This window comes from Nonomuraea sp. NPDC052265 (assembly GCF_044547985.1).
Taxonomy (GTDB): Bacteria; Actinomycetota; Actinomycetes; order Streptosporangiales; family Streptosporangiaceae; genus Nonomuraea.
In genome coordinates this window covers 16,182-33,285 of sequence record NZ_JBIUBJ010000037.1, presented here as the reverse complement: position 1 = coordinate 33,285, position 17,104 = coordinate 16,182, and the positions used below count along the sequence as shown (strand labels likewise).

The following is a 17,104-nucleotide window of genomic DNA, read 5'->3' as shown; positions in this document are numbered from 1 at the left end:
GCTCAGAAACGCGGCCGGCAGTCCTCGGCCAGTCTCTCGACCGGCACCGGGCCCGCCTGGCTCCCGTCCCGCAACCGGACGGCCGGCACGCCACCGGCCACCTCGCGCGGCCCCACCACGAGCTGGTACGGCACCAGCCGGTGCGCCCTGATCCTGGCCCCCAGGGTGCCCCGGTCCGCCGGGGCCAGCTCGGCCCGCAGCCCGGCGGCCACGGCCCGCCGCAGCACGTCCTCCGCGGCCGGCAGCTCGGCGTCCGACAGCGGCAGCACGACCGCCTGCACGGGCGCCAGCCACGCGGGGAATGCGCCGCCGTGCACCTCGATCAGGTGCGCGACCAGGCGTTCGAGCCCGCCGACCACGCTGCGGTGCACCATGACGGGACGCCGCCCGCCCGCGTAGGCCAGGTCGAAGCGCTCGGGCTGGTACAGGTCCACCTGGACGGTCGACAGGGTGCTCTCCCGGCCCGCCGGGTCGGCGATCTGGATGTCGATCTTCGGGCCGTAGAAGGCGCCCTCGCCGCGTTCCTCGTCGTAGGCGCGGCCGCGCTCCCTGAGCACGTCACGCAGGATCGCCTCCGAGCGGGCCCACATCGCGGGGTCGTCCACGAACTTGTCGCCGTCGCCGCGCAGCGAGAGACGGTAGCGGGCGGCCTCGATGCCGAGCTGGGCGTGCGCGGCCTCGATCAGGTCCAGCGCGGCCGACACCTCGGCCGCGGCCTGCTCCGGCGCGCAGAACACGTGACCGTCATTGAGCTGGATGGCGCGCACCCGGGTCAGGCCGCCGAGCACGCCCGACAGCTCCGAGCGGTACATGCCGCCGAGCTCGGCCACGCGCAGCGGCAGGTCGCGGTGGCTGCGCCCGCGCGAGCGGTAGATCAGCGCGTGGTGCGGGCACAGGCTGGGACGCAGCACGAATTCCTCGCCGCCCACGTTCATGGGCGGGAACATGTCCTCGGCGTAGTGCGCCCAGTGGCCCGAACGCTCGTACAGCTCGCGTTTGCCGAGCACGGGGGAGTTGACGTGCACGTAGCCGTGGCGGCGTTCGAGCTCGTGGACGTAGTCCTCCACGGCCTTGCGCACGGCGGCCCCGGCGGGCAGCCAGTAGGGGAGGCCGGAGCCGATCAGCGGGTCGGTGCCGAAGATCTCCAGCTCGCGGCCGAGCCTGCGGTGGTCGTTCATGATCGTCCTTTGCGTGAAGGGCGAACGACCAGCTCCCGGGCGTCCGCCCGGGATGCGTGGAATCAGCGCGCCGGGATCGTGTCCGGCGTCGTCGTGACGAGAGCGCGCTGCATGCCGGAGACTGTAGCACCGCGGGCGGCCGTGAAGAAAATCTTCAGCAGACGGTCAAGGAATGGCAAATGATATAAAAGAGCCGTGGCTGAGATCACCTTGAGCGTCCGCCAGTTGCAGGCGTTCGCCGAGGTCGGCTACCAGGTCGCGGGTGGTGGCGGCGCGCACGCGGCGATGGCGGCGCTGCGCCACGTGGTCCCGCTCGACGCCTACGAGTTCGTCGCCTTCGACCCGGCCACCGGGCGTCACCACAGCGTCGTCTCCGACGGCCACCGGCGCATCGACCGCGACGCCGCCGAGGAGTACGCCGCGCTCGACGCCTGCCGCGAGGCCATCGCCGGACGGCGTCCGGTGCCCATGCCGCAGCCGGGCACCGAACGCTACTTCCGCCGCCACCTGGCCCCCTACGGCTGGCGGGCCGGGCTGACCACGCCGCTGTTCCTCGCCGACGGCGGCCGCTACACCGGCCTGCTGCACCTGGCCGCCAGGAACGCCTTCCCGCTGCTCACCACCGCCCTGGTCGCCGCCGTGAGCCCGATGCTCGCGCACGTCACCGACCTCACCCGGTGCGTGATCGACCCCGCCGGGCTGCCGTCCGACTTCCGCGCGGTCGCCTTCGACCGGCGCGGCGAGCGCCGCGCGGTGCCCGGCCACGAGGTCTCCCGCGAGCTGTGGGACGACCCCGCCATGGCGGCCTTCGCGCGGGCGTTCATCGACTCGCGCGAGCTGAGCCGGCGCGGCCTGTGGCTCGACGGCGGCGGACGCTGGCACGAGGTGCGGCTGCTGCGGGCCGGCGTCGGCTACCAGGGGTCGTTGCAGGGCGCGGTCGCCGCCGAACGGCCCTGCCCGCTGCCCTACGAACTGACCGGCCGCGAGGTCGACGTGCTCACCCGGGTAGCGGCCGGCGACTCCAACCCGCAGATCGCGGCCTGCCTGGTGCTGAGCGTGCGGACGGTGACCACCCACCTGGAGCACATCTTCGCCAAGCTGGGATGCGACAGCCGTACCCGGCTGACCACCAAGGCGCTGGCCGAGGGGTTGTGCCGGCTCGACCTCTGACGCCGGGCGCCCCGGCCCCCTCAGAGGGGCATCCCGGCGGGCACGCGTGCCTGCGTCAGCTCGAACCACACCGTCGTCGAGCCGTCCTCGCGGACGAATCCCCAGCGGTGGCTGAGCGCCTCGATCAGCGGCAGCCCCCGGCCGCTGGTCGCCTGGGGAGCCGTCCGGCACACGCAGGGCGGGCAGTCCGCGCCGGCGTCGGCGACGCACACCCGGACGGTCGTGTCCGAGCTGAGCACCGACACCGTGAACGAGCCGCCGTCCCCGGACCTGGTGTGCAGGATGGCGTTCGTGGCCAGCTCGCTGGTGAGCAGGACCACGTCGTCATGGAGCGGATGATCGCGGCCGAGCGCGGCCGTCACGAGCCCCCTGGCCCGCGAGACCTGGGACGGAACCCCCGGGAGCCGGACCGCGAGGTCGCGGAACCCGGGCGATTCACCCCCGTCGGCATGCTGAGAGTCCGAAGACGCCACGGCGACCTCCCCCGAATCAGGTGACGTCATGAGACGCCCGAGAGGGGGCCCGAAGATTATCGCGAAAAGGTAGGAATGCTCTTTCCCAAGGTCGCCTGCACGACCGGGCGCGGCGACCGAGTACGCTGCGATCGACGAGTCGTCTAGGCCCGTGGGGAGCAAAGCGTGCACAGCAGCCTACTCGCCCGGCCGTCGGAGGAGGTCGCGTGAGCAGCCTGGAGGCCGTCTGGGTGGAGCCGTACGACGGGCCCGGGGCGGCGGTCGTGACCGGCGTCTTCGACATCCTGCACGTGGGCCACGTGCGCTACCTGGGCGCCGTGGCCGCCCGCGGGCTGCCCCTGGTGGTCGGCGTGGAGGACGACCCGCGCGTGCGGGCGTGGAAGGGGCCCAGCCGGCCGTTCAACCCGGCGGCGGAGCGGGCCGAGGTGCTGGCCGCGCTGCGCTGCGTGTCCGGCGTCTTCGTGGTGACCGGGCCGCCCGAGGCCCACGGCCCCGAGGACTACATCGACCTGCTCGCGCCGATGCGGCCCGGGGCGCTGGCCCACACGGCGGGCGACCCGCACGCGGGCGCGCGGGCCACGGCGGCGGCCATCCTGGGCGCGGAGTGCTGGGAGATGGCGGCCATCCCCGACCGCTCCACGACCCGCATCGTGAACGCCGCCGGCAAGGGCTGAGGCGCCCCGGTCCTCCCGGTCTCCGAGAGCGCTGGGCGTCGCTGAAACGGGCAGGGGCCATGATCGCGTAATCTTTCATGCCATGATGGCCGACCTGGTGGCGAAGCGGGTGACGAACCTGCTGGCACCGCAAGTGCTGGTGATCGTCATGCCGCCCGCCGTGGGCCTGCTCGCCCAGGGCTGGACCGGGGCCGCCTGGGGGCTGGTGGCCTCGGCGTTCTGCGGCGGCGTGCCGGCGGCGGTGATCGCGCTCGGCGTGCGTTCGGGGCGGCTCGACTCCCACCACATCGTCGACCGCGCCCGCCGCACCGGCCCGCTGCTGGCCGCCGTGGCCGCCGTGCTGGTCGCGCTCGCGCTGCTCGTCGTGCTGGGCGCGCCGCGGCTGCTGGTCGCCACCGTGACCGCGATGCTGGTCGCCCTGGCGGTGACCGTGCCGATCACCACCCGCTGGAAGATCTCCTTCCACGCCGCCGTCTCGGCGGGCACGGTGGTGGTGCTGGCGCACGTGCTGCCCGTCCTGCCGGTCGCGCTCGCCGGCGCGGCCGTGGTGGGGCTGGTGTGCTGGGCCAGGGTCCGCCTCGCCCATCACACGTGGGCGCAGGTCGCGGCGGGCGCGTTCACCGGCACGCTCACCACGTGGGCGACGCTGGCGCTGTTCGGGGTCTGAGGGCCGGAATAGCCCCGCCGCCACGGGGGTTGGCGCGAACATGGATGCCACGAACCGGGGCCGGGTCCGCGTCGAGCGGTCGGCCAAGCGCGTGCGGACCTATCTGGGCGGCCGGCTGATCGCCGACACGACCCGGGCCCTGCTGGTGTGGGAAGGCCCCTTCTACCCCACGTACTACTTCCCCCTCCAGGACGTCGAGGAGGCGGCGCTCAAGCCGACCGGCACGTTCAGGCACTCCCCGAGCAGGGGCGACGCGGCCGTCCACACGGTCACCTCGGGCACCGCGGAGGCTCCCGAGGCGGCGCTGGTCCACGACGACTCGCCGCTGGAGGAGATCCGCGGGCACGTGCGCTTCGACTGGGACGCCATGGACGCCTGGTTCGAGGAGGACGAGGAGGTCTACGTGCACGCGCGCGACCCGTACACGCGGGTGGACATCCTGCCCAGCTCGCGGCACATCCGGGTGGAGGTCGACGGGGTCACCGTGGCCGACTCGCGCAACGCCCGCATCCTGTTCGAGACGGGCCTGCCCGCCCGCTACTACCTGCCGAAGACCGACGTACGGCTCGACCTGCTGGAGCACACCGACACCGCCACGCACTGCCCGTACAAGGGGACGGCGGAGTACTGGTCGGTCAACGGGAAGAAGGATCTGGCCTGGTCCTACCGCACGCCGCTGCCCGAGAGCGAGCGCGTGGCCGGGCTGATCGCCTTCTACAACGAGAAGCTGGACATCTTCATCGACGGCGAGCGCGAGGAGCGTCCGAAGACCAAGTTCTCCTGAGTCCGGCCCCGCCCCGCCGGGTGGCGGGGCGCGGGCGGGGGATCAGGCGGCCGGGGCCCAGCGCGGGTCGCGGCCGAGGTAGCGCAGCAGGGCGGCGACCTCGTCGCCGGAGGCGTCGTCCGGCAGGGCCTCGGCGTAGGCGCCCCACGGGCGCAGCGGGTCGGCGATCTGCTTGGCGACCTCCAGCAGCGGCCCGGCCATCTCGGGCGTCAGCGGCGAGGGCTGCCCCGTGGCCACGGCGATGTCCCAGGCGTGCACGGCCGCGTCGAGCGCGCAGGCCGTCGAGCCCATCCACGGCGACATCTTGTTCGGCGGCACCGGCGTCGCCACCTCGGCGGCGTCGCGGTCGACCGCGGCCCACGCCCTGGCCGAGCGCGTCAGGGCGTCCTCAAGCTCGGCCGACGGGTCCGCGCCCGGCTCGGCGGGCGGGTCGAACGGGTTGAACGCCGGCCCGTCCTCGCCCGTGAGCGTGGCGGCGAAGCCGATCTGGTCGCCGACCGCGTGCTTGAAGACCTTGGTGACGTTCCACGCCGAGCAGGGGGTCGGCAGGTCCCAGCCGTCGGCCGGGATGCCGCCGACGGCCTTGCGCAGCGCCTCGTGCGAGGCGTCCAGAACGGCCCAGCCGCTGATGTCGTCGCTCATGTGGAGCTCCTTTCGTCGTGCCTCCACAATATCAGAACGGAATGATTTGTTCCACTAATTGGCGGCTGCCTTCGTGAGCCCGTCGATCAGCAGGTCCAGAGCCTGCTCGAAGTCGGCGGCCGGGTCGACGCCGCCGCGCGTCCAGCGCAGCAGCCTGGCGAAGTGCGGCAGGCGTTCCGGGTCGAGGGCGCGGACGTAGACGCCCACCTGCTCCTCGCCGGCGTGCCGCCCGGGGTCGCCGCCGAAGCCGCCGGTGGACAGCAGCAGGGTGCCGAACACCAGGGCGTTCACGGCGGTCAGCGCCCGCCAGGCGCCCAGGTCGTCGAAGCCCGCCGCGTACAGCGTGCCGACCAGGCCGTCGAAGGTCCTCAGCGCGTGCGGCGAGGTGGGGTTGGACCGGTCGGTCGCCAGTGCCAGCGGGACCACGGGATGGCGGCTGAACGCCTGGTGCATGTTGCGCGCCGTGACGCGTAGCTGCTCCTGCCAGGGCAGCCCCGGGTCTGGCGGCTCCACCTGGTGGAACACCCGCTCCACGATGCCGTCGACCAGGTCGGCCTTGTTCGAGACGTGGTTGTAGAGCGACATCGCCTCCACGCCGAGCGCCTTGGCCAGCCGCCGCATGGACAGGCCGTCCAGGCCCTCCGCGTCCGCCAGCTCCAGGGCCGCGTCGAGGACTTTCTCCCGGTTCAGCGGCTCGCGCCGTGCCATCGGCTCTCCCTTCGTGCTTGACAGAGCTTACGGTGGACGTGCTCGACTTACGACGTAAGCATACGGTGTAAGTAAGGAGCCGGGGATGACCGACGTGATCATCGTGGGCGGCGGGCCGGTCGGGCTGCTGCTGGCCTGCGAGCTCAAGCTGGGCGGGGCCGAGCCGCTGGTCCTGGAGGCGGCCACCGGCGAGGAACGCGTGACCCGCAGCCTCGGCCTGCGCTCGCTCAACGCGCGCACCCTGCACTCGCTGGAGCTGCGCGGGCTGGTGGAGCCGCTGACCGAGGCGCAGTGGAGGCTGTTCGACGAGCTGGCCACCGGTCCGGGCCCGGACCGCTCCGACCTGGTCGGCATGATGACCGAGCTGCTCAGGAAGGGCATGATGCGCGGTCACTTCGCCGGCCTGCCGCTGCTGGAGGAGCACGGCGGGGCCGAGTACGCCATGCTCAAGCAGCACCGGATCGAGGCAGTCCTGGCCGCGCGGGCCGCCGCGCTCGGCGTACCGGTCCGGCAGGGCCGCGCCGTCGTGGACGTCACCCAGGACGCCGTCCGCGCGGTGGCCACGCTGGCGGACGGCGAGCGCGTCGAGGCCGCCTACCTGGTGGGCTGCGACGGCGGGCGGAGCCTGGTGCGCAAGCGGTCCGGGTTCGCCTTCTCCGGCACGCCCGCGACCATGACCGGCAGGACGGCCGTGGCCACGCTGACCGGGCCCGGGTCGGTCACCTCGTCCCTGCGTTGCCCGGCCGGGCTGGTGAACCTGTCCCTGGTGCCCGGGGAGATCGCCACCATCGAGTTCGGCGGCGGGCCCGGCGGCGGATTCTCCGACGGGTCCGGCGAGGGATCCGCCGACGGGTCCGGCGACGAGCCCGGCGGCAGGTCCTTCGACAGGGACGCGCCGGTGACGGCCGAGGAGCTGGCGGGCAGCCTGCGCCGGGTGACGGGGGAGGACGTCGGCGTCGCGCGGCTGGAGGCGGGCATCCGCTACAGCGACAACACCCGGCACGCCGACACCTACCGCAGGGGACGCGTCCTGCTGGCGGGGGACGCCGCCCACGTGCACTCGCCGATCGGCGGCCAGGGGCTCAACCTGGGGCTGCAGGACGCCGTCAACCTGGGGTGGAAGCTGGCGCTGGTGGCCCGGGGCGCGGCTCCGGAGAGCCTGCTCGACACCTACACCGACGAGCGTCACCCGGTGGCGGCCCGCGTGCTGCGCAACACCCGCGCCCAGGTGGCGGCGATGCGTCCGGGGGCCCAGGTGGACGCGCTTCGGGAGGTGCTGTCGGAGGTGATGGCGCTGCCGGACGCCAAGCGGCACTTCACCGGCATGGTCGAGGGCACCGACGTCGACTACGCGCCCGCCTCGCCCGACCCCCGCGTCGGCCGCTTCACCCCACCCCTGACCGCCACCCCACCCGCTTCGGGTCCCCGCGCTCCCGGTCTCCACACTTCCGGCCCTCGGGTTGCTGGGGCGGTGGGTGGCGGCGGGTGGGGGAGCGAGACCCCTGCGGCGGACGGGACGGGGCGGCCGGTCGCGGAGTCGCTGCGGGACGGGCGGGGGTTGCTGCTCGACCTGTCCGGCGGCGCGGACACGGCCGAACTGGCGGTCGCGCTGGCCGGCCACCGCGACCGCGTACGCCTGGCCGTGGCCGCCACACCTCGGGCCGGCGGCCCCGAGGCAGGGGGACCCCCGTCCGGCGCGCGCCCGGCCGGTGGCGGTGCTCTGCTCATCCGGCCCGACGGCTACGTGGCCTGGGCGGGCAGGCCGGGAAGCGGCCTCGGAGACGCGCTCGCCGCCTGGTTCGGCCCGGCGTCATGACCGTCCCCACGAAGGCGCACCCCACGGACGCGCGCCCCCGGGACGCGCGTCGGGGCGGTCAGGTGAGCAGGCGGGTCAGTACGCGGGTGCCGAACTCCAGGCCCTCCACCGGCACCCGCTCGTCCTTGCCGTGGAACATGCCGAAGTAGTCCAGGTCGGGCCGGAGCATGAGCGGGGCGAAGCCGTACCCCTGGATGCCGATGGTGGCGAAGGACTTGGCGTCGGTGCCGCCGCTCATCACGTACGGCACCGGCCGCGCCTGCGGGTCCTCGGCCACCAGCGCCCCCGCCAGCTCGTCGAAGAACGCCGACGGGTACGGCGCGGCGGGCGCCTCCTCCAGGTTCACGAACTCGCGGGTGATCTTCGGCCCGAGCAGCTCGTCGATCGTCGCGAGGAACTCCTCCCGCAGGCCCGGCAGGTACCGGCCGTCCACGTGCGCCGAGGCCGTCGAGGGCACCACGTTGACCTTGTACCCGGCCTCCAGCATCGTCGGGTTCGCCGAGTTGCGGATCTGGCCGTGGAACAGCTCGCCGAGCGCGCCCAGCCGGTCGGCCTCGGCGTCCAGCCGGTCCAGGTCGATCGGCTGCCCGGTGATCTCCGACAGGCTCTCCAGGAGCGCGGCGACCGACGGCGTCAGGCGTACCGGCCACTGGTGGGCGGCCACCCGCGACAGGGCGTGGGCCAGCGTGGCGACGGGGTTGTCCACGGCGGGCCGCGAGCCGTGGCCCGCCACGCCGTGGGCGGTCACCTTCATCCACGCGGTGCCGCGCTCGCCGACGGCGATCGGGTAGACGCGCCGCCCGCCGGAGTCGACGCTGAAGCCGCCCGACTCGCTGATGGCCTCGGTGACGCCGTCGAACAGGTGCCGGTGCTCGGTCACCGCGTGCCGGGAGCCGTAGTCGCCGGTCGCCTCCTCATCGGCCAGGAAGGCCAGCACCAGGTCCCGCTTCGGCCGCACGCCGCCCGCCGCCATGCCGAGCACGGCCGCGAGGGTCATCGCGCACGAGCCCTTCATGTCCACCGCGCCCCGGCCGTACACGCAGCCGTCGGTGATCTCGCCGGAGAACGGGTGCATCCGCCACTCGGCGGGGTCGGCGGGCACCACGTCCAGGTGACCGTGGACGAGCAGCGCGTCGGGGGAGTCGCCGTCGATCCTGGCCACGACGGTGGTGCGCCGGGGCGCCGACTCGAACACCACCGGCTCCAGCCCCGCGTCGGCCAGCAGCGTGGCCACGTACTCGGCCGCCGGGCGCTCGCCCGAGCCCGGGTTGGTGGTGTCGAACCTGATCAGGTCCGAGCAGATCTCGGCGACGCTCTTCACGCTCTCCCCTTCAACGTCAGCGGCGGCACGCCGGGCGTCTCCAGGTCGAAGATCAGCCCGTAGAAGGCCAGCTCGGCCTCCAGCGCCGCCACGATGGTCTCTTCCCTGCGCCAGCCGTGCTGCTCGCCGGCGAAGGTGAGCAGAGCCCACTGTTTGCCGTGCTTGTCCAGTTCGGCGGTGAATCGCTCAGCCTGGCTCACGTCCACGATCGCGTCCTCCAGACCGTGCAACATGAGGCATGGGCCCGATGCCCGGGCCGCGTTCAGGAGCGGCGAGCGGTCGGTGTACCGCTGCCGCGTCTCGGGCAGCGGGCCCACCAGGCCGTCGAGGTAGCGCGACTCGAAGTCGTGCGTCTCGGCCGCCCAGCTCTCCGGGTCGGTGATCGCGTAGTGCGCGACGCCCCCCGCGAACACGTCGCTGTGCACCAGCGCGGCCACCGTCGTCCAGCCGCCGGCGCTGCCGCCCCGGATCGCGATCCTGGCCGCGTCCGCCCGGCCGAGCTGCACCAGCCCGCGGGCCACCTTGGCGCAGTCCTGGACGTCCACCACGCCCCACCGGTGCCGCAGCCGCTCGCGGTAGGCCCGGCCGTAGCCGGTCGAGCCGCCGTAGTTCACCACGGCCACGCCGATGCCTCTGCTGGTGAAGTAGGCGATCTCCAGGTCCAGCACGACCGGCGTGTTCCCGGTCGGGCCGCCGTGCACGAAGATCGCGTACGGCGCCGGGCCCGCGACCCCGGCCGGCGGGTAGAGATGGGCGTGCACGCCCTCGATCGTCACCGCCTCCGGCGTGGGCAGCAGCGCGCGGTCGGGCAGGGGCTTGGGGGCCGAGACGACCTCGTGCCCGCCGGTGGCCAGATCGACCAGCGTGACCTCCAGCGGCGTGTACGGCGTCGCCCCCACCGCCGCCGCCCTGCCCCCGGCCGCCGACACCGTCGAGGCCCAGTACGTGTGCTCCTCCCCGCCGATCTCCCGCAGGCCGCCCGTCGCCGGGTCGAGCACGCCCAGGCGGCGGTGGTCGGCGGTGCCGTACACGACGACCAGGTGCTCGCCCGCCGGGGCCAGGCAGGTCAGGCCCGGCTTCCAGGCCGCCGCGCCGAACTCCAGCTCCATCGGGGTGAGGTTGCGCGAGGGCGAGCCGTCGAGGTGCACGACGTGCACGTTCCACCAGCCGGTCGGGTCGGTGACGGCGTACAGGGAGTCCGCGTCGCGCCACTCGGCCTGGGCCACCGACTCCTCGGGGCCGCCGGCCACGACCTGGTGGGGGCCCGCGACTCCGTCCGGGGACAGGGAGGCCACGCACAGCTCGGTGCCGTCCCAGGGCATGTCGGGGTGGTTCCAGCCGATCCAGGCGATCCGGGCGCCGTCGGGGGAGAGGCGGGGGTTCATGAGGAAGTGGTGGGTCCGGGCGACGACCCTGACCGGGCCGCCGTCCAGGGGGACCGCGACCAGGTCCCGCACGTCGTCGGTCTCCCGGACCGCCCACACCTCGTCGCGGCCGGGCGGGAGGTAGAGGTCGCCGTACCGTGCCGGGCCCTCGGGGGTGAGCGCGACCGGCTGGGCGGTCTCATCCGGGGAGCCGGGGGCGTCCAGGCGGTGGAGCCGCTGGTCGGACCAATTGGTGAAGACCAGGCCGCCGCCCGGCAGCGGGCGCCAGGAGCGGCCGCCGTACTCGATCAGGCGGTTGCGGGCGTTCCAGCCGGGAGGCAGCACGTCGGCGCGGGAGCCGTCGGGCAGGCGGCGCACCACGCAGCGCCTGCCGCCCTCGTGCGGGCGCGGCTCGTCCCACCACACCTCCACGCCTTCGGGCGTGGCCACGGCCTCCACCCACTGGGGGCCGCCGTCGGTACGCGCCACATCGATCGGTCGAATGCTCATGAAAAATCACCAATTGCCGTTGGTACAGGGAGGCAGGGGGTGCCCGGGCGGGTGGAGGACGTACACGATGCCGCCGCTGCCCGAGCTCCTCAGCCACACGTTCTCGAACGCCGCCCGCGGGTATACCCGGCGAACCTCGCCGTTCGCGGGCGCGGCGGGGTCGTTCACGACGACGTCGCCCCCGGCGGTGAAGCCGGTGACGACGAGGATGTGGCCGTTCGTGGAGTAGCCGGAGCCGGGCAGCTCGTGGGCCTTGAACGACAGCGAGGCGATCACCGGGATCCCCGCCAGGACGAACGACTCCAGCTCGGCCGCCGACAGCAGCCTGGTCACGAAGCCGGTCAGCCCGTAACGCCCCGCGTAGGCCACGTTGAACGGCCAGTTCCCGGTGCCCTGGTAGCCGTCGTCGTAGGTGCCCATGGCCGCGTGGTCCACCGCCGGGGCGGGGTCGTCCGCGCCCACCCAGTCCAGCTCGCCGGGCTCGGGGCCGCGGCCCCAGAAGGCCAGGACCATCGCCACCGAGGCGGGGCTGCACCAGTTCGCGCCGCCGCCGTCCCAGCGCGGGTGGTGCCCGGCGTGCGCGTACTGGGAACGGCCGGGCACGTCCAGCTCGACGTGCCCGGCCGGCCCGGGCGTGCTCACCGCGACCGGACGCTGCGGCAGGGCCGAGGCCAGCACGCCGAGAGAGGTCATCCGCGCGCCCTCGCCGCGCGCGGTGACCCTCGTCTGGAACGCCACGACCGGCCGCCTGGCCACGAACGTGTCCACGGCCACGTCGCCGTCCTCGTCACCCTGGCCGGGCACCGAGGTGCGCGGCCCGTGCTCGGACCAGCGGCCCATGACGTACCACTTGGTCAGCGTGCCTGCCCCGGTCCTGGCCCGCAGCTCCACCTCGACCCAGGCGCCCGGCGGGGTGCGCGCGGTCCACGAGGGGACGAGCTGGGTGGCCGCGAAGCCGACCCGGTGTTCCTCGCTGGTCCACGTGCCTCCGGGCACGGCGAGACGGGTGAAGGCGACGCGCGCCAGATCGACGGTGAGCACCAGCCATATTGTGGTTTCACACCGGGTGTCGCACATCGGTTGGTTTACGTACCAGCCCGGACGTGCTCCCCGGCGCGCGGGACGCCGGGGGCGTGCCTGACGCCCCCGGCGGGCTCGGTCACAGGTAGAGACCGGTGGACTCGTCGGGGCCCGCCGAACTGATCGCGCGGCCCGCGCGCAGGGCGTACAGCTCCGCGAGGGTGGCCCCCGAGGCGCCGACGCCCTGCGACGAGCCGAGCCAGGCGACGGCCTCGTCCCTGGTCAGCGGGCCGACCTCGATCTGGGCCAGGCAGCGGCCCGGACGGATCACCGCCGGGTGCAGGCGGGTCAGGTCTTCGTTCGTGGTGATGGCCACCAGCACGTCGCGGCCCTGGCCGAGCAGGCCGTCGGTGAGATTGAGCAGCCGCGAGAGCCCCTGCCCGGCCTGGGCCTTGGCGCCCGAGCTGATCAGTTCGTCGCAGTCCTCCAGCACCAGCAGCCGCCACCGCTGGGTGTCGTCGTCGGTGTCGTAGCCGACCGCCACCTCCATCAGGTAGCCCGGGTCGTTGAACAGCCGCTCCGGGTCGAGCACACAGTCGACCTGGCACCAGTCGTGCCACTGCTTGGCCAGCGTGCGCAGCAGCGTGGTCTTGCCGGTGCCGGGCTGGCCGTGCAACAGGACGAGCCGGCCGTTGACGTCGGCGGGCGTGGTCGCCATCAGGCGGCCGAGCGCCGGGCGCACCTGCGCCGAGTAGTTCGTCCCGATCTCGTCCCACGGCTGGGCGGTGATCGGCTTCTCCGACCGGTTGCCGCCGTGGGAGCCGCGCCACCAGAAGCCCATCTCGACGTGGTCGGCGTCGGGCATCGGCTCCTCGGCGCCGTCGATGCTCTCCTTCAGCACCGAGGTGGCCAGTTCCTCGCTCACGGCCGTCACGCTCACCATGGCGGTGCGGTTGCGGTGCCGGATGACCCGCAGCGTCCACCCCTCGCCGCAGATGAGCCGCGACTCCGAACCGTCCTCCACCTGCGCGGTGCGCAGCACCCGCCCCTCGGCGGGCTGCAGCCGGGCGTCCGGGCGCACGCGCTCCAGGTTGGCCAGCCTGGACCAGGGTTGGACGCCGGTCGCGAACGGCGACAACGCCAGGGCGTCGATGACGTCGATCGCCGAGTCGGCGTCGTCGATCCAGATGTTCATCGGCAGCTCGGACGAGGAGTCCGGGCTGGGGAACGGCACCTCCCTGATCACAGACATAGGTAAAGGATCTCCTTCGTGGGCTCGGATGTCGAAGGGTTATGCGAGCGGTTCGGTCACTTCTTGCCGAGATCGCCGGTCTGGGTGACCATTCCCAGGCCGGGCACGTCTCGCCAGGTGTAGGTGAGAGTGTCGCCTTTAAGCTCCAGCCAGACAGTACCCGGGATGCAGCCGCCCGTGGTCGTGCCGAGGGAGAAAGTCAGCCGGTCCGGGCGCACCTCGGTCAGCGTGATCGTGGCGGTGCAGTCGACCTGGGAGTCCTGCTCCTTCCAGGCCGCCTGCGACCGGCCGGCCTTCAGTTCGACCGTGTTGTCGGCGCCGTCGGGGTCGAGCGGGTTGGTGGTGTCGGTGTGGCCCGACCAGGTGCCGGCGAAGGCCGCGGGGATCTTCGGATCCCCGGTCCCGCCGGGGGGCCGCGCCGTGGCCGTACGGGCGGTGGCGGCGGGCGTTCCGGGAGAGGCGGTCGCGGACGGCGGGGTGGACGTGGCCGCGGTCGCGGACGGCGGCGGGGTGGACCGGGTGGCGGTCGAGCCGGGCGTACGGGTGGTCAGCAGGACCACGCCGCCGACCACGGCCAGGGCCACCAGGACCGCCCCGGCCCCGACGAGGACGCCGCGCCCCCCGCTTCGGCCCGCCCGACTCTCGCGCGTGTCGGCCACGACCGGATCAAGACGCTGAGGCCCCGCGGCCGGGCCGGGGCCGGGTGGGGATCCGGGAGGCGTGCCCGGCGCGGGGCCGGGTGGGGGGACGGGAGATGTGCCGGGGGCGACCAGGGCGATCATCAGGGCGCCGGCCGTCGGGCGCCGGGCCGGGTCCTTGGCCAGGGCGGCGGCGATCACCCCGCGCAGCCGGGACGGCAACGGCGACAGGTCCGGCTCGGCGTGCAGCACCCGGTGCAGCACCGCCGGCACGGTGTCCGCCCCGAACGGGCTGACCCCCGTGGCCGCGTGGACCATCGTCGCCGCCCACGCGAACACGTCGGAGGCCCCCGAGGCGGGCGAGCCCGCGATCTGCTCGGGCGACAGGTACGCGGGCGTGCCGATCAGCCCCGAGGTGTGCGTCGCCGCCCCCTCGGCCCTGGCGATGCCGAAGTCCACCACCCGCGGCCCGTCCGGCCCGAGCAGCACGTTGGACGGCTTGAAGTCGCGATGGACGACCCCGGCCGCGTGGATGGCCGCCAGCGCGGTGGCCGTGCCGACCGCCAGGCGTTCCAGCTCGCCGCCGCGCAGCGGGCCGCGCTCGGCCACGCGCTCGGCCAGCGAGGGCCCGTCCACGAACTCGCTCACCACGTACGGCCGCGAGCCCCGCGTCGAGACGTCGAGCACCCGGGCCGTGCAGAAGGAGGCGATCGACTCCAGCGCGTCGAGCTCGCGCGCCAGCCTGGCCCGCGTCTCCTGGTCGCCCGCGTTGAGCAGCTTGACCGCGACCGGCTCCCCGGAGGCGGAGTGGGCCAGGTAGACCACGCCCTGCCCGCCCTCGCCCAGACGTCCGGAAAGGCGGAAATCGCCCAGAGATGCCGGATCGTCCGCTGTGAGGGGGGTCACCATGGCGGCTACGTTACCGCTCGCCATGCGGAAGCCAAGATCGCCCGGTACCTTGTGTCGTCGGTCTAAATCACTCCTTACACGGAGGTATCGGGGAAGTGTCGAGGGTCACGGTCCGCGAACGGGCGCGGTACTGGTTCGACAACACCATGTCCAGGGGAACGGCGTCGCTCATCGGCTGGCTCGCGGTGGTGTCGGTCGCGCTCATCCTCGTGGTGGCCGCGTTCACGCTCTGGCTCGCGCCCGACGAGCCGGACGGCGTCAGCGGCGCGGGGCAGGTGTTGTGGGTCGCCCTCATGCACGCCCTCACCCCCAGCAAGGTCGCCAGCGACAAGGGCTCGTTCGGCTACATGACCGTGATGTTCGCCGGATCGCTCGGCGGCATCTTCATCGTCAGCATGCTCGTCGGCCTGCTGTCCAACGGCCTCAAGCAGAAGGTGGACCGCCTGCGCAGGGGCCGTTCACGCATCGTCGAGTCCGGCCACACGGTGGTGCTCGGCTGGTCGGACCAGGTGTTCACGATCGTCACCGAGCTCGTCAAGGCGCACGCCAGCCAGAAGAACTCGGTCATCGCCATCCTGGCCGACCGCGACAAGCTGGCCATGGAGGAGGACATCCGCGAGCACGTCGGCGACCTCGGCAGGACCCGCCTGGTCTGCCGCACCGGCCGTCCCACCGAGCCGCGCGACCTCGGCCTGATGAACCTCACCGACGCCAGGTCCGTCGTCGTGCTCTCACCCGAGGGCGAGGACCCCGACGCGCACGTCATCAAGATCCTGCTGGCCCTGGCCAAGCGCGCCGGCTCCCACCCGCCCGTGGTCGCCGCCCTGGCCTCCGCCCGCAACCTCGCCGCCGCCCGGCTGGCCGGCGGCGAGGACGTGCACCTGGTCGACTCCGACGACACCGCCTCCCGGCTGATCGTCCAGTCCTCCCGCCAGTCCGGCATGTCCGTCGTCTGCATGGACCTGCTCAACTTCGACGGCGGCGAGATCTACCTGCGCGCCGACGAGGAGCTCGTCGGCGCCACCTACGGCCAGGCGCTGCACGCCTACGAGACCGCCGCCGTCATCGGCTTACGCGGGCCGGCCGGCGTTGTGCTCAACCCGCCTGTGGACACCGTCATCACCGTCAAGGACCAGGTCGTCGTCATCGCCCACGACGACTCCCACATCAAGCTCGCCACCGGCGAGCCCCCCGTGGACGAGCGGGCCGTCACCGCCACCGGCGCCACGCAGCAAGAGCCCGAACGCACGCTGCTCCTGAACTGGAACGGCCGCGCCGAGCAGATCGTGCGCTACCTGGACGGCTACGTCTCCCCGGGCTCCGTCCTGGACATCGCCGCCGACCACCCCAAGGCCGGCACCGGCCTGACCGGGCTGCGCACCCTCACCGTGAACGTCAAGGACTGCGACACCACCGACCGGTACGCCCTCGAATCCCTCGGCATCGGCCTCTACCAGCACGTCATCGTGCTCTCCGACGACCGCTTCAAGCCCCACCACGCCGACACCCGCACGCTCATGACCCTGCTCCAGCTCCGCGACATGCAGAGCACGCTCGGCGAGCACTACTCGATCGTCAGCGAGATGCACGACGAGGGCAACCGGGCCCTCGCCGAGGTCACCGAGGCCGACGACATCGTCATCAGCGACACCGTCATCGGCCTCCTGCTGGCCCAGCTCGCCGAGAACCGGCACCTGGCCGACGTCTTCGGCTACCTGTTCGACTCGCACGGCTCGGAGATCTACCCCAGGCCCGCCGCCTCGTACGTGACGACCGGCACCGAGGTCACCTTCGCCACCATCGTCGAGGCGGCCCGGCGCAGGGGCGAGACCGCGATCGGCTACCGCGACAACGTCTCCAGGAACGTCCCGCCGCACTATGGCATCGTGCTGAACCCCGCCAAGAGCGACACCGTCGTCCTCGGCCGGCAGGACTCCGTGATCGTCCTGGCCGAACGCTGATCCCGGGGCCGGACCGG

Annotated in this window: 15 protein-coding genes; 6 read left to right on the top strand and 9 right to left on the bottom strand. The window is 73.4% G+C overall.

Annotated features, from left to right (window positions below):
• Positions 1 to 2: 2 nt before the first annotated feature.
• The gene (thrS, locus tag ACIHAD_RS46615) at positions 3 to 1,178 is read right to left on the bottom strand and encodes a threonine--tRNA ligase (protein ID WP_397361297.1); all 1,176 of its coding nucleotides are present in this window, start codon (positions 1,176 to 1,178) and stop codon (positions 3 to 5) included.
• 195 nt (positions 1,179 to 1,373) lie between these two features.
• Between thrS and ACIHAD_RS46610 the strand changes: the two genes are divergently transcribed.
• The gene (locus tag ACIHAD_RS46610; protein WP_397361296.1) at positions 1,374 to 2,348 is read left to right on the top strand and encodes a response regulator transcription factor; all 975 of its coding nucleotides are present in this window, start codon (positions 1,374 to 1,376) and stop codon (positions 2,346 to 2,348) included.
• Between the two features lie 20 nt (positions 2,349 to 2,368).
• Here the strand turns inward: ACIHAD_RS46610 and ACIHAD_RS46605 are convergent, their stop codons facing one another.
• Complete coding sequence (locus ACIHAD_RS46605; protein ID WP_397361295.1) at positions 2,369 to 2,821, bottom strand: ATP-binding protein; 453 nt, start codon at positions 2,819 to 2,821, stop codon at positions 2,369 to 2,371.
• Between the two features lie 206 nt (positions 2,822 to 3,027).
• Here ACIHAD_RS46605 and ACIHAD_RS46600 point away from each other — a divergent pair, with 206 nt between their 5' ends.
• The 3 genes from ACIHAD_RS46600 (at position 3,028) to ACIHAD_RS46590 (ending at position 4,946) form a co-directional block, all read left to right on the top strand.
• Positions 3,028 to 3,495, top strand: a complete 468-nt coding sequence (locus tag ACIHAD_RS46600; protein WP_397361294.1) for an adenylyltransferase/cytidyltransferase family protein — start codon at positions 3,028 to 3,030, stop codon at positions 3,493 to 3,495.
• Positions 3,496 to 3,577: 82 nt separating this feature from the next.
• Entirely contained in the window at positions 3,578 to 4,162 is a 585-nt protein-coding gene (locus ACIHAD_RS46595) for a hypothetical protein (protein WP_397361293.1), read from the top strand.
• 40 nt (positions 4,163 to 4,202) lie between these two features.
• On the top strand, positions 4,203 to 4,946 hold the full coding sequence (locus tag ACIHAD_RS46590; RefSeq protein WP_397361291.1) for a DUF427 domain-containing protein: 744 nt from the start codon (positions 4,203 to 4,205) through the stop codon (positions 4,944 to 4,946).
• A gap of 42 nt (positions 4,947 to 4,988) precedes the next feature.
• Here the strand turns inward: ACIHAD_RS46590 and ACIHAD_RS46585 are convergent, their stop codons facing one another.
• Both ACIHAD_RS46585 and ACIHAD_RS46580 read right to left on the bottom strand, forming a co-directional pair.
• Entirely contained in the window at positions 4,989 to 5,588 is a 600-nt protein-coding gene (locus ACIHAD_RS46585; protein WP_397361290.1) for a TIGR03086 family metal-binding protein, read from the bottom strand.
• A 54-nt stretch (positions 5,589 to 5,642) separates the two neighbouring features.
• Positions 5,643 to 6,296: a TetR/AcrR family transcriptional regulator C-terminal domain-containing protein gene (locus tag ACIHAD_RS46580; protein ID WP_397361289.1), complete on the bottom strand. Its 654-nt coding sequence runs from the start codon at positions 6,294 to 6,296 to the stop codon at positions 5,643 to 5,645.
• Positions 6,297 to 6,381: 85 nt separating this feature from the next.
• Here ACIHAD_RS46580 and ACIHAD_RS46575 point away from each other — a divergent pair, with 85 nt between their 5' ends.
• Positions 6,382 to 8,112: an FAD-dependent monooxygenase gene (locus ACIHAD_RS46575; protein WP_397361288.1), complete on the top strand. Its 1,731-nt coding sequence runs from the start codon at positions 6,382 to 6,384 to the stop codon at positions 8,110 to 8,112.
• 58 nt (positions 8,113 to 8,170) lie between these two features.
• Here ACIHAD_RS46575 and ACIHAD_RS46570 read toward each other — a convergent pair whose 3' ends face one another.
• From ACIHAD_RS46570 to ACIHAD_RS46550, 5 genes are all read right to left on the bottom strand, one after another.
• Positions 8,171 to 9,433 (bottom strand): M20/M25/M40 family metallo-hydrolase, encoded by a 1,263-nt coding sequence (locus ACIHAD_RS46570; RefSeq protein ID WP_397361287.1) that lies wholly within the window; start codon positions 9,431 to 9,433, stop codon positions 8,171 to 8,173.
• Positions 9,430 to 11,307, bottom strand: a complete 1,878-nt coding sequence (locus ACIHAD_RS46565) for a prolyl oligopeptidase family serine peptidase (RefSeq protein WP_397361286.1) — start codon at positions 11,305 to 11,307, stop codon at positions 9,430 to 9,432. The genes ACIHAD_RS46570 and ACIHAD_RS46565 overlap by 4 nt, the downstream gene beginning before the upstream one ends.
• Before the next feature lie 6 nt (positions 11,308 to 11,313).
• Positions 11,314 to 12,348 carry a C39 family peptidase gene (locus ACIHAD_RS46560; protein WP_397361285.1) on the bottom strand — a complete coding sequence of 345 codons (1,035 nt, stop codon included), beginning with the start codon at positions 12,346 to 12,348 and terminating at the stop codon, positions 11,314 to 11,316.
• A 118-nt stretch (positions 12,349 to 12,466) separates the two neighbouring features.
• A complete protein-coding gene (locus ACIHAD_RS46555; protein WP_397361284.1) occupies positions 12,467 to 13,579 on the bottom strand; it encodes a DUF5925 domain-containing protein in 1,113 nt (370 codons plus the stop codon).
• A gap of 56 nt (positions 13,580 to 13,635) precedes the next feature.
• A complete protein-coding gene (locus ACIHAD_RS46550) occupies positions 13,636 to 15,126 on the bottom strand; it encodes a serine/threonine-protein kinase (RefSeq protein ID WP_397361283.1) in 1,491 nt (496 codons plus the stop codon).
• 95 nt (positions 15,127 to 15,221) lie between these two features.
• Between ACIHAD_RS46550 and ACIHAD_RS46545 the strand changes: the two genes are divergently transcribed.
• Positions 15,222 to 17,087, top strand: coding sequence for a potassium transporter TrkA (locus tag ACIHAD_RS46545; RefSeq protein WP_397361282.1), 1,866 nt, complete (start codon positions 15,222 to 15,224; stop codon positions 17,085 to 17,087).
• Positions 17,088 to 17,104 lie beyond the last annotated feature (17 nt).

Coding starts and splice junctions, on each gene's coding strand:
- thrS (WP_397361297.1), bottom strand. CDS start 1,178: ATGAACGACCACCGCAGGCTCGGCCGCGAGCTGGAGATCTTCGGCACC.
- ACIHAD_RS46595 (WP_397361293.1), top strand. CDS start 3,578: ATGATGGCCGACCTGGTGGCGAAGCGGGTGACGAACCTGCTGGCACCG.
- ACIHAD_RS46590 (WP_397361291.1), top strand. CDS start 4,203: ATGGATGCCACGAACCGGGGCCGGGTCCGCGTCGAGCGGTCGGCCAAG.
- ACIHAD_RS46585 (WP_397361290.1), bottom strand. CDS start 5,588: ATGAGCGACGACATCAGCGGCTGGGCCGTTCTGGACGCCTCGCACGAG.
- ACIHAD_RS46580 (WP_397361289.1), bottom strand. CDS start 6,296: ATGGCACGGCGCGAGCCGCTGAACCGGGAGAAAGTCCTCGACGCGGCC.
- ACIHAD_RS46575 (WP_397361288.1), top strand. CDS start 6,382: ATGACCGACGTGATCATCGTGGGCGGCGGGCCGGTCGGGCTGCTGCTG.
- ACIHAD_RS46565 (WP_397361286.1), bottom strand. CDS start 11,307: ATGAGCATTCGACCGATCGATGTGGCGCGTACCGACGGCGGCCCCCAG.
- ACIHAD_RS46555 (WP_397361284.1), bottom strand. CDS start 13,579: ATGTCTGTGATCAGGGAGGTGCCGTTCCCCAGCCCGGACTCCTCGTCC.
- ACIHAD_RS46550 (WP_397361283.1), bottom strand. CDS start 15,126: ATGGTGACCCCCCTCACAGCGGACGATCCGGCATCTCTGGGCGATTTC.